The following is a 12,371-nucleotide window of genomic DNA, read 5'->3' on the forward strand; positions in this document are numbered from 1 at the left end:
TGGCATTTGCCATGTGAAAGTAGGACATCGCCAGGCTCCAAATTAAAGAAAGCCCGATTCGAAAGAGTCGGGCTTTTTTGCGTTTTAGCTGTCAGCTTTCAGCCGTCAGACGTCAGCTGAAATACAGAGATATCAGAGGTCAGATATTAGATGTCAGAGTTAGCGAGTTGCTAGTTAGCAAGGGTAAAGTTGAACTGTGGGGTTGTTTAGTACAGAGTCACCCTCAGCAACAAACCCCGTAGGAGGCACTTCAGTGCCGAATCAGACCATAACAAACACATTCATGGCTAAAGCCATTCCTACGTGATGAGAATGTCAGGCGTCAGATAATAGATGTCAGTTGATCTACCGGGTTGTTAGGTAACAGAGTCACCTTCAGCAACAAAACCCCGTAGGAGGCACTTCAGTGCCGAATTCAGACCATAACAAACACATTCATGGCTAAAGCCATTTCTACAAGTACACTTTGCCTAGAACCTAGAACCTAGAACCTAGAACCTAGAACCTAGAACCTAGAACCTAGAACCTAGAGCCTCCGGCAGAGGAAGACGCAGCACCAAACACCCACACCGCGCGGCTGATCGCTGACGGCTGATAGCTCTGTGTCACTCACACTGCTGTATTTCTTTCACATCACCGCGGCCATCGCTTAAATAGCATTGTTCTAGTAAAGAGCAATAGCAGATCTCGGTTTTGATGCTATTACGTTGCTTGTTTACTTTGTCCCATTGAGTTTCATTAAATCCCGTTCGCTTGAAACCAAAAAGTTTAAGTTTGCTGCCAGATGCCAGTAACCGGTTATCACTGGCACTCGTCATAATCCAGCCAAATGCTTCGAAAATATTTATGTCGGGAGAATCATCTTGCAGAGTTTGTAGCTGTGTTTCATATGCTTGTGTATCAAAACAGCATGCAGAAATTACTTTATAGATATCTAAATATGATTGGTCGTTATAATGATACTTCACATACTTTACTATCGCAGGTCCTGAGCCTGAATTAGTGAGTACAAAGGTGATTTCAGATTGATTTTTTTCTTCATTAAAATTCCCCGTCATTACTTCGAGCCATGGCCAGGTTGCGGCTTTTACTTGTCGTTCTGCGGCGTTGGCTTGCAAGTAAGTGGCATAAAAGGAGGCTGCTGAAATTATAATGGCGCAGAGTGCGAGAAATAGGTTTAGCCGCTCGTTGGTAAACCATGCCTTGCGCTGGTTGCTAGCAGGCTGAGTGTTTTGCTGGGTGGTCTTTGTTTGCTCTTCAACGTTAGAGTTTTGCTCTGTTTTAACGGTTGAACAGCTTGCGTCCTGTTGCTGATTATCCATAATTTTTAATTGTTGTTTTTATAGACTAATAAAGATACAACTTTAATTGGATAGATAAAAGAGACAGGGAGCAAAACTCCCTGATTTGGTATTAACTATTTGAGATAAATACGGTGAGCTTTTCACCCACTCTTAAGCTATCTCTTGAAAGGTTATTCCATTGTTTGAGCTTAGTGATACTGACTTTGTATTGCTTTGCTATCTTCCAAAGGCTATCGCCAGATTTAACCTTATACTCGATTTGTTGATCAGCCAATTGCGGCAATATCAGTTTTTGACCAATACGAATGGTGTTTGTTTTTAGGTTATTGAAGGTTTTTAGTTGGCTAACTGTTACTTTATAGTTCTTTGCAATCACACTTAAGCTATCACCGCGTTTAACAGTGTAATGTTGCCACTGGCTATAATCATTGCTTTTTTGATTAGCTAATAGAGTTTGATAACTTGCCTGCTGATCTTTTGGGACCACAATATGTGGCGCATCAATCACCGCGGGATATCGGATAACGCCATGGTTCAGCTCTTCTAGCTCTTGCCATTTCGCTTTGTCTGCCAAGATCACTGCACCTCTCACTGGTAAGGTCGCAATAGCCTGCTCATTCTTAATGGCAGGGAATATCATTTTTTGGTGCTTTAATAATTGTGCTGCGGCCAGTAACTTAGGCACGTATTGTTTGGTTTGCGATGGTAGTTTTAAGCTAAAGAAGTCCGTCGACTTACCTTGTTTTTTATTACGAGCAATTGCCTGTAATACACGCCCTTCACCAATATTGTAGGCAGCAATAGCATGATACCAATCGCCATCAAAGCGTTTATAAAGGTATTCCATAAAATCCAAAGCTGCGCGGGTGCTGTCGATCACATCTTGGCGACCATCATACCAAGGGGTAATTTTTACTTTAAAGTATTTGGCGATTGAGGGGGTGAGTTGCCATAAACCCGATGCATGTTTGTGCGAATAGGCACTGGCATCAAAATCGCTCTCTATAAGCGGCATTAGAGCGAGTTCTATTGGTAAGTCACGGTTTTCTACTTCTGTGACGATATGATACAAATACGGCGCTGCACGGCGGCTTATTTCTTCCATGTAATTTGGATGAGTAAGGTACCAAGCAATGCGCTTTTGCACATCTGGGTGACTTGAATCGCTAAACTGTAGTTGAATGCGAATACGCTGCCATACGTCATCAAGTTCACTTGGTTTGAGCGGTGTCACCGCGTCTACTTGTGCTGTTTTAGCTTCTGCAACCACAGTGCCTGGATTGGCTTTGATGATGGGCTTCTTTTCGGGAAGTGACTCAGGGGCAGTCTGACAGCCTGTTACAATAAAAGAAACAACAACAAGGCCTAAAAATCGATTTAAAAACACGTATTAAAATACTCCGTTAACTTAGGTGCGGGTAAACTAAAGCGCCTAAGCTTAACATAGGGTGAGCTAAAAATGACCATTAGATTAACAGCTCGCTAACTTACTCACCCAATTGAAATTAAAACGAAATACTAACTTGTAACCCAGCATAACCATGGTTTTGCGCTTCCCAATAGCGGCTGTCTATTTCTCGGGCTCTGGCATAGATCTCTATTCTGAATGGCTTTGAGTCCACGCCCATACCCACACCAACATAGCCATCAATATTATTGTGGTCGTCATCATAGCGGTCTCTGTAGTCGTGGTCATCGCGGTCGTCGTATACAGCAAGCTCAATTAAATCTAAGCCCACTTCGCCATAGACAAAAAAGTTGCTGAAATAACCAAATTTGATGCCGCTATCTAAGGTGAGAAATGTCTCCCGATCACCTTTTTTAGTAAATACTTCTGCTGAGCCTAGTGCCGTTGTAAATGCTGCGCCGAAATTACTGTAGTTATTTTTAGCCATAACTTCGATGCCGGCTGAGGTGATTGAATCAGTACTATTATGCTCTGATTTAACAAACAGGTTCATATTAGGGCTGTCATAAATACCAGCAAAGCTTGTAGCAGGAATGAAGGCAAGTGATGAAAAGAGTGCTAAGGCAAGGTTTCGCATATTGGTTAGTCCATTAAACTTAATGGGTACATGATACCAAACGGCGCCTTAGCAAATTGTAAGTAAGTGTTCTAACTATGTAAGTTAGCCGAACACGCAGCGGAAGCAGGCTCCTTGTTGGCGTTTGATATATACCAGATCGCCGCCATGATTGAGCATGATCTGGCGCGATAAACTTAAGCCTATTCCTGAGCCTTGTTGCTTGGTGGTAAAAAATGGCACAAAAATCATCTCAATCACATGATCGCTGATACCTGTACCATTGTCGCTGACCTCTAAATACAGTTGTTGATTAGCATTTTGTGCAATGCTTACTTCAATGCACTTTGCTGACTCTGGACTATTTAACTGCTTAAGGACATCAAGGGCATTGGTAAGCAGGTTTATTATTACTTGTTCAACTTGGCCTCTATCTATCATTACTAACTGTTGGCTTTGCACCGATAAATTCAACGTAATATTAAGTTGCTTAGCTTGTTGTGAGTGCAGAGCAACAACTTGCTTGGCAAGATCTGCCAGAATATGTGGCTGTAAGTGTGGGGCGGGTAAGCTACTAACCTTTTTAAATTGCGCTATAAATTCCCCTAAATGCTCGGTTCGTGATGCGAGTGTTGTTAGGGCGAGTTGCAAGTCTTGTTTATCTTCCTGATCATCAAAACTAAGCTCAGTTGGCAGCAGTGCCGTACAAGTTTGTGCTAAAGAAGAAAGTGGCGTAATCGAATTAGCGATTTCATGGGTTAGTACTTTTGTAAGGCGCTTATAAGCTTGTTGCTCTTTTAATTGCAGCTGATCATGAATCGATTGCAAACTGATCACTTTACGAACTTTACCTTGGATTTCGGCAATACTGATCTGCACAGATAACGTATCGTGCTGCTCACCATTTTGCCATGGCACGGTATTACGGCTATTTTGCTTTGCGTCTTGGACTAGGTTGGCTATTACACCTAAATCATCGATGTGCTTTACAGCTTGTCCAAGTAAACGGCTGACCGCCGGATTGCTTTCAATAATAGTGCCTTGTTCGTCACATACTAATACTGCTAAATCGATATGAATTAATAGCGCTTGTAAGAACTGGGCTTGTTGCTCTGCATTAAAACGCGCAGCCTGAATTTGTTGTTTAACCTGCTCAAATTGCTGCTGCATAGGGTGTTGGTCGCCAAAGCCTAATGTGCTGTCTCCATTCGCTAAAGCGCGAAACACTATATCTGCACGCCTTGTTTGGCGTTTAAATAAATTAAAAATTTGCGCGGCACATACCAAATTTAAAATTACTAAAAGTGCCGAAATTGCAGAAAACCCGCTTTGTTCTATTTGCCAAAACAAAGTAATTGATAAACCTATTAATGCAGCTAATAGGCTGGCTAAGATAATAAAATTTCGCATAGATTAAAGTCCGTATTTTTCTAAACGACGATACATGGCTCCGCGTGTTAGGCCGAGCGCTTTTGCTGCATGACTCACGTTCCCTTGAAAATGCTTTAAAGCTGCACGAACGGTTCTCTGCTCGATGATTTCAAGATCAAAAGTGTCGTAGTCAGCGGCGCTTGAAGAGAGCTCATTTGTGCTAGTAGCAGCACTTGGTGAGCTTATCACTGAGCTTATATCGAGCTCTGAGCCTTCTGAGAGGATGACTGCTCGCTCAATTGCATGGGCAAGTTCACGGACATTGCCTGGCCAATGATACTGGCTTAAACGTGCCATATCAGATGCTGCAATCGAGAGCTCACGTTTGTATTTATGTGCAAAGTGCTGCAAGTAGTAGTTACACAGTAATGGAATGTCTTCACTGCGCTCACGCAGAGCTGGCAAACGGATCTCTACGGTATTAACACGGTACAGTAAGTCTTGCCTAAACTTGCCTTCAGTAACTGCTTGTTCGAGGTTTTCATTCGTTGCACAGATCAAGCGAATATCAATATCGATGACTTTAGAACCACCAACCGGTGTTATTTGCCTATTTTGTAGTGCCGCAAGTAGCTTAACTTGTTGGTTAAGCGGTAAATTACCTAGCTCGTCTAAAAATAAACTGCCACCATGGGCCAGCTCAAATCGGCCAATGCGATCTTCTTTCGCGCCAGTAAACGCCCCTTTTTTATGGCCAAATAGTTCGCTTTCAAACAGGCTTTCGGCCAGTGAGCCCATATCTAGACTAATGAAAGGCTGGTTTTGGCGCTGGCTTGCATTGTGGATTGCATGTGCAGTGAGCTCTTTACCTGTGCCACTTTCGCCACTGATCAATATGTTGGCATCGGTGTTGGCTGCTTTGTCGATTACCGAAAAAACCTGCTGCATGGCATCACTTTGGCCTAAAAATTCAAATGGTTGGTTGCCGATTGATTGCTGCAAGGCTTGTTTTTGTTTTGTGAGTTTACCAACTTGCTGTTTGTCTTTAGCGTGTGAAAATGCCGCCGCTACAGCACCGAGTAATTGCTCATTTTGCCAAGGCTTGGCAATAAAATCAGAGGCACCGGCCTTAATTGCTTCGACAGCTAGCTGAATATCGCTGTAGGCCGTCATAAGCAGTACCGCAATGTTAGCGTCTTGGCTCATGATCTTTTTTAGCCAGTAGAATCCTTCTTTGCCACTAATTGAGTCTTGCGTGAAGTTCATATCGAGTAACACAACATCTATAGCCTGATCCGCTTCATGCTGTGCGTTAATGATACCTTCGATATCAAAGGGGTTATCTGTGGTTTTTACAACCTGATAATGCTGCTTTAAAAGTAATCGTGCGGCGATGAGTACGTCGGGGTTATCATCGACGATAAGAATTGATCCTGCTTGTTTCATAGCTATTTATTATTATTCCTTTATGGGAACACTAAGACTAATTGAAAATAGTAAGAGTGTCCATTTATGGACGATATATGGGTTTTGAAGTGTTCTATAAGCGGACACTTGATTATATGCACTCGTATTGATTTTTGTATAAGTCCTTGTAATTTAATAAAAATAAAAGTTGGCACAAGAGTTGTTTTATCTATAGGTAATTAGCACCTAGATAACTTAAAGGCGTCAACATGGATAAGAAAATTACACGCTCAAATAACAAAGCATTTTTTAAGAAATCAGTCATTGCAGCGGCATGCTTAGCTGTTGCGGCTGCAGCTTATGGTTTCACGCAAACTGAGCAAACAGGTCGTAGTCAGCAAGTAACCGCGACAAGCTTAACGATTAGCACAGTACAACAAGGTGAGTTTGTTGATGCTTTAAGTCTTCGTGGTCAGGTTATGCCTCGCACTACTATTTACCTCGACACCATTGCCGGAGGCCAAGTCGAAGAGCGACTTGTTGAGCAGGGTGAGTTTGTTAAAAAAGGCCAACCACTTGTGCGTTTAAGCAATACCAATTTGCAGCTTGATGTAATGAGTCGTGAAGCACAGGTGACTGAGCAGCTTAACTTTTTACGTAACACGCAAATGAATATGGAAACCAGCCGTTTAAACTTACGTCGTGATTTGCTTGAAATCGATCTTAAAATTACGCATTTATCGCGTCGCTTAAAACAAACTCAGCCGCTAGTGAAAACGGGTGTGTTAGCACAAGAGCAATTATCTGAAATTCAAGAAGACTTAGCGTATTACAAAGCTCGAAAAGAACTAACCCTTGAGCGTCAAAAGCAAGAAAACAGCATTCGTGAAGTTCAAGTAGCCCAGTTAAAAGACAGTGCCGACATGTTAGAGAAAAACCTTCAGTTTGCGCGTAAGAACCTTGAAAACTTACTCGTAACAGCACCTGCCGATGGTTATTTAAGTGAACTTGATGTTGAAATTGGTGAATCAAAAGGCCGTGGTGCTCGCCTAGGGCAGATTGATATTCCTAATGAATATAAGCTAGTTGTGCGACTAGATGAGTTTTACCTGAGCCAAGTTCAAACAGGTATGCAAGTGCTTATTGAACACGAGCAAGGCGAAATTGCGGCAACAGTTAGCAAAATTGATAGCCGTGTTCAGCAATCACAGTTTCAGGTTGAAGTCGATTTACCCAATGGCACGAGCAACATAAAACGTGGGCAAAGCCTTGATGTACAGCTGATGCTAGGTGATAGCAAAGGCACTGCTTTATTACTTGAACGCGGCGCATTTTTTACCAGCTCAGGGGGTAACTGGGTTTATGTCATGGAAAAAGATGGCAATCGTGCAGTACGAAAAGACATTCGTCTTGGCAAAAAGAATCAAAACTATTATGAAGTGTTAAGTGGCCTAAGCGCCGGAGATCGCGTGATCACCTCTAGCTACAGCAACTTTGATAAAGCACAACAACTACAATTTTAAGGATAATAACAATGATTAAATTAACTAACTTATCACGCGTGTTCCGTACTCAAGATGTTGAAACAACAGCGCTTAATAACATTAACTTACATGTAAACGAAGGCGAGTTTCTTGCCATTATGGGGCCATCTGGCTGTGGTAAATCAACATTACTCTCTATTTTAGGTATGTTGGATTCGCCATCAGTAGGTAGTTTTGAATTTTTAGGTGCAGACATCGCAGGGTTTGGTGAAAAGCAATTAGCGGCACTTAGAAAAGCGTCGATTGGTTTTGTTTTCCAAAGCTTTAACTTAATTGATGAATTAACAGTATTTGAAAACGTTGAGCTGCCATTACAGTATCAAAATATCTCAAAAAGTGAACGTAAACAGCGAGTAGAAGAAATTTTAAAACGTGTTGCAATCGACCATAGAGCAGATCACTTACCGCAGCAGCTATCGGGTGGTCAGCAGCAACGTGTAGCAGTAGCCAGAGCTCTGGTGATTAATCCAAAACTAATCTTAGCGGATGAGCCTACGGGTAACCTTGATTCAAAAAATGGTGATGAAGTCATGGCGATGCTACGTGAGCTAAATCGTGAAGGTACCACGGTAATTGTGGTTACCCACTCAGAAAAAGAAGGCAATTATGCTGACCGTTTAGTGCGCTTACTTGATGGCCAAGTGATGGTTGATAAAGCTAACCGTGTTCAACAAACAGCAGAGGTGGCATAACATGATTTTAAGTTATTTGATCACCGCGTTGCGTGCGTTTAAAAACCAAAAGCAGCATTTTATTTTAAATGTTCTGGGTTTAAGTGTGGGCTTAGCTGCGGCAATTCTAGTTGCTTTGTTTGCAAAAAATGAGCTTTCGTACGATAGCCAACAGCCTCATGCTGAGCGTGTTTATCGCGTTGGCCAAGACTTCTCAAAACTCGGTTTATCTGTGGTGCCTATTTTTAATTATGTGCAGTCAAAGCAGGCCGAAGATTACAGCCAAGTTGAAGAAGTATTCGGATTAACGATGGTCGAGCTGACCCGTGAAGCCATGGTGGATGTGAGTTACCGCAACCAAGGCTATAAGTTAAATGCCTTATATGGTGCTACAGCAAATATTGAAAATTTCATTGATCTGAAAACGCTGGCGGGTGACTTAACAACAGCAATGAGTACACCAGATAGTCTTGCTTTAAGTGAATCAGAAGCACTGCGCATTTTTGGTCGCACCGATGTGATTGGTGAAACACTTACGCATGAACAAGGACAGTACACAGTGCGTGCCGTGTTTGCAGACTTAACAGACAACACTCACTTTGCCTTTAAAAACCTTGTTTATGTTAAGCATGATCCAAGCGATATAAACATCAACAGTAGTTATGTTTATATGCGTTTAGCAGAGGGCACCGATACAGATGCATTAGCTAAAACCTTAACAGAGCGCTTTTTTAGCGGTTCGATGCTGGAGCAAGTTAGTTTAGAGCTGCATCCATTACTTGATTTGCACTTAACGGCTAAATCACCGTTTGAGATGAAAGCAGGTGGTGCTAAACAAGTGGTGATGATCTGTGTTGGTTTAAGCGTGTTACTAATTCTTATTGCAGGTTTTAACTTCATCAATATGACCGTCGCTCAATCGACTAAACGTGCAAAAGAAGTGGGTGTGCGTAAAGCGCTTGGCGCAAGTAAAGGTCAGTTAGTAACGCAGTTTTTATCTGAATCTGTATTGGTATCAATGCTTTCAATGGTGATTGCATGTGCTTTAGTGGAGCTATTTTTACCAAGCTTTAACCAACTAGTAGACCGCGAATTGGGCGTGAATTATGCCTCTGAATTTGGCATTGCCATTATTGTGGTCGCAATTGCTGTGGGCATATTAGCTGGGCTTTATCCTGCATTCTTTATTTCGTCATTCAGTGCAAAACGCGTTTTAAGTGGAGACTTACAGCGTGGTAATACAGCAATATGGGTTCGTAAGAGCTTACTAACCTTACAGGCTTCGCTAGCAATAGGTTTAATCATTGCCTCTATTACCTTGTTAAAGCAATTAACATACTTACAAAGCTTACCTTTAGGCTATGAAACAACACAAAGATTGGTTATTTCAGAGCTACCTGTAGGCGAAGTATTCACAAAAGAAAAAAATGCCTTAGTTAACCGTATTAGTGCAATTCAAGGCGTACAGCAAACAACAGTCATTGATACCCGTTTAACCGTTTCAATCAATAATACACTTATGCCAACGTGGCCAAATGGTGAAGCGTCTGGCAGCTTAACGCCTGTAGTAGGTGCAAGCTACGATGTTGTAAAAACACTAGGATTAAAACTGGTTGCTGGTCGTGACTTTAGTCGTGAATTTGCTGGTGATTGGGCAAGCCGTGCAAATGAAGTAACAAGTACGGGTACTATTGTGACTGAATCTGTCGCAAGGCAAGCGGGTTACACTAACATGAGTGACATTATTGGTAAGGTAATTAAAGACTCGGGTCGTGGCGTAGATATGCGTGTTGTGGGTGTGGTTGAAGATGTAAAAGTAGGTAATGCTAAAGATGCCAACTCAAATATTATGTTCTTATGTGGCTTTAACTTTTTATCACCAGTATCAGAACTAATTTTAACGATTGATCAGCAAAACTTGCCTTACATTAAAGCTCAGATCGCTGAAGTATTAGCAAGCTCAGCCAATATCTATGAGCCAAAAATTAACTTACTCGCAGACAACTACAAAACTCTGTTAAAAGGTGATGAGCGAATTTCGAATGTGGTTTTAATCTTTACCGGTCTTGCTGTGTTCTTAACTTGTTTAGGTACCTTTGGTTTGGCTTCGTTTGCAACAGTGCGTCGTCAAAAAGAAGTGGCTGTTCGAAAAGTGCTAGGTGCATCTCGCATCAGTATCGTAAATATCATTGCTAAAGAGTTCTTAGTGCTGGTGGCGCTCAGTATTGCTATTGCGTATCCAGTGACTTACTTGTTGGTAGGTGATTGGTTAGCAAACTTTAATGACCGCATTGAACAAGCTGTATGGGTGTATTTAGTTGCCGCCGTCGCGGTGGCCGCCATTACTTGGGTTACCGTTGCAAGCTTAGCCTTTAAGGCCGCAAGCACCAGACCATCACTTATCTTAAGATATGAATAACAGTTAACTAACTCCCAACTATAAGCCCAGCAATACAGCTGGGCTTTTTTAGTTTTAAATGTGTCGCCATAAATGACAACCTACGTAGGACGTGCTTTAGCGCGTCGGTATGAGAGTTAAAGGTCTTTGACTTTCACCGCAGGGTTACCTGCTACTAGGGTATTTGCCGCGACATCTTTGGTAACTATTGCCCCTGCGCCAATCACGGCATTATCAGCAACTTTAATACCCGCAAGTATAATAGCGCCTGCACCAATCCATACATTGTTGCCGATGCTAATCGGCGCTGCAAAATTAGCTTTTGCTAAACGCTCGGTTGGGTTTACTGCATGCGATACCGCGAGTATTTGCACATTAGGGCCTATTAAGCAGTCATCACCTATCGTAATTTGCGCATCAGATAGCGGCGCATCGAGCATAGTACAGTTGATATTTATGAAGGTTCGATCACCTATTTTAATACCACTGCCATAATCACAATGAAAACCCGCTTCTATAACAACCAGCTCGCCACAGTGAGCAAACATGCCTTTTAGTCGTTTTAAATTGCCTTTACTTGGGCTTTTGGCAAATAAACGACAAACTTCATGGGCATTTTTTCGTTGTTCGAGTAAGGACTTGTCGAGGCTATTAAACTCTTTCATGGGGCATGTTCATGGTTATATTTGCCAATAGCTTAGCGTGTTGGTGATGAAGATCAAAATTAAACCTGTGTAGGTTAACGATCATTCACTTGCCATTTATATTGTTTCGTTTAAAATCTCAAAACTTTCGAAACGAAACTTATGTGGTTCACTTTATGACAAAACGAAACACTCAACAACGTCGCCATACTATCTTAAGCCAAGTGAATGAACTCGGTGAAGTTGCTGTTGAAGCGTTAGCAGAGCAGTTTCAAACCTCTGAAGTGACGATACGCAAAGATCTGACAGCCCTTGAAAAAAGTGGCTTGTTACTACGCCGTTACGGTGGCGCTATTGCATTGCCGCAAGAAATCGTTGCAAATAGCAACGAGAAAAGCGACTCGCTTCGCAAAATGGCAATCGCACAGGCAGCTGCAAAGCTTATTAAAGATCATAACCGCATCATCATTGATAGCGGCCGAACTACAGCGGCGATGATCCCTGAGCTTGCAAGTAAGCGCGGTTTAGTGGTGATGACAAATGCTATTAATGTCGCTAACCGACTGCTTTCATTAGAAAATGAGCCAACACTTTTGATGACCGGCGGAACTTGGGATCCACACTCAGAATCGTTTCAGGGCCAAGTTGCTGAGAATGTTCTACGCTCTTACGACTTTGACCAACTTTTTATTGGTGCCGATGGCATTGATATTGATAGAGGTACTACAACCTTCAATGAATTAGTTGGGCTTAGCCAGGTGATGGCTGAAGCTGCCCGAGAGGTAGTGGTGCTGGTTGAGTCAGAAAAAATTGGCCGAAGAATACCGAATTTAGAACTGCCTTGGCAGCGTGTAACCACAGTTATCACAGACAACAACCTAAGCGCAGATAAGCGCGAGGCGATAACAGCATGTGGTGTACAGCTGATCTGTGCAGAAATTGAATAACCCGTAATAAGACCGACAACACCTTATTACGCATCATTTTATGACAACACATCTCGCCCAA

10 protein-coding genes are annotated in these 12,371 nt (G+C 42.2%); 4 read left to right on the top strand and 6 right to left on the bottom strand.

The genetic code is table 11. The annotated features are described in order from the left end of the window. Window positions 1-605: 605 nt before the first annotated feature. The 5 genes from C2M33_RS04295 to C2M33_RS04315 form a co-directional block, all read right to left on the bottom strand. Complete coding sequence (locus C2M33_RS04295) at window positions 606-1,322, bottom strand: hypothetical protein (protein ID WP_105173829.1); 717 nt, start codon at window positions 1,320-1,322, stop codon at window positions 606-608. A 91-nt stretch (window positions 1,323-1,413) separates the two neighbouring features. Continuing rightward, window positions 1,414-2,691 carry a LysM peptidoglycan-binding domain-containing protein gene (locus C2M33_RS04300; RefSeq protein WP_105173830.1) on the bottom strand — a complete coding sequence of 426 codons (1,278 nt, stop codon included), beginning with the start codon at window positions 2,689-2,691 and terminating at the stop codon, window positions 1,414-1,416. Window positions 2,692-2,809: 118 nt separating this feature from the next. Beyond that, window positions 2,810-3,349 (bottom strand): hypothetical protein, encoded by a 540-nt coding sequence (locus C2M33_RS04305; protein WP_105173831.1) that lies wholly within the window; start codon window positions 3,347-3,349, stop codon window positions 2,810-2,812. A gap of 84 nt (window positions 3,350-3,433) precedes the next feature. Further along, window positions 3,434-4,738, bottom strand: a complete 1,305-nt coding sequence (locus C2M33_RS04310) for a sensor histidine kinase (RefSeq protein ID WP_105173832.1) — start codon at window positions 4,736-4,738, stop codon at window positions 3,434-3,436. A gap of 3 nt (window positions 4,739-4,741) precedes the next feature. After that, the gene (locus C2M33_RS04315; protein WP_105173833.1) at window positions 4,742-6,145 is read right to left on the bottom strand and encodes a sigma-54-dependent transcriptional regulator; all 1,404 of its coding nucleotides are present in this window, start codon (window positions 6,143-6,145) and stop codon (window positions 4,742-4,744) included. A gap of 230 nt (window positions 6,146-6,375) precedes the next feature. On the opposite strand from C2M33_RS04315, the gene C2M33_RS04320 reads away from it, so the two are divergent. Genes C2M33_RS04320 through C2M33_RS04330 form a run of 3 tightly spaced genes read left to right on the top strand, consistent with a single transcriptional unit; the run spans window position 6,376 to window position 10,740 of the window. Beyond that, window positions 6,376-7,629 carry an efflux RND transporter periplasmic adaptor subunit gene (locus C2M33_RS04320; RefSeq protein WP_054552245.1) on the top strand — a complete coding sequence of 418 codons (1,254 nt, stop codon included), beginning with the start codon at window positions 6,376-6,378 and terminating at the stop codon, window positions 7,627-7,629. A gap of 11 nt (window positions 7,630-7,640) precedes the next feature. Further along, on the top strand, window positions 7,641-8,342 hold the full coding sequence (locus tag C2M33_RS04325) for an ABC transporter ATP-binding protein (protein WP_105173834.1): 702 nt from the start codon (window positions 7,641-7,643) through the stop codon (window positions 8,340-8,342). 1 nt (window position 8,343) lies between these two features. Continuing rightward, entirely contained in the window at window positions 8,344-10,740 is a 2,397-nt protein-coding gene (locus tag C2M33_RS04330) for an ABC transporter permease (RefSeq protein WP_105173835.1), read from the top strand. A 116-nt stretch (window positions 10,741-10,856) separates the two neighbouring features. On the opposite strand, the gene C2M33_RS04335 is transcribed toward C2M33_RS04330, so the two are convergent. Next, window positions 10,857-11,384, bottom strand: coding sequence for a sugar O-acetyltransferase (locus tag C2M33_RS04335; RefSeq protein WP_105173836.1), 528 nt, complete (start codon window positions 11,382-11,384; stop codon window positions 10,857-10,859). A gap of 155 nt (window positions 11,385-11,539) precedes the next feature. Between C2M33_RS04335 and C2M33_RS04340 the strand changes: the two genes are divergently transcribed. After that, on the top strand, window positions 11,540-12,310 hold the full coding sequence (locus C2M33_RS04340) for a DeoR/GlpR family DNA-binding transcription regulator (protein ID WP_054552250.1): 771 nt from the start codon (window positions 11,540-11,542) through the stop codon (window positions 12,308-12,310). The last annotated feature ends 61 nt before the right edge of the window (window positions 12,311-12,371 follow it).

The sequence above is a fragment of the Pseudoalteromonas sp. T1lg122 genome (assembly GCF_002964825.1).
Classification (GTDB): domain Bacteria; phylum Pseudomonadota; class Gammaproteobacteria; order Enterobacterales; family Alteromonadaceae; genus Pseudoalteromonas; species Pseudoalteromonas gelatinilytica.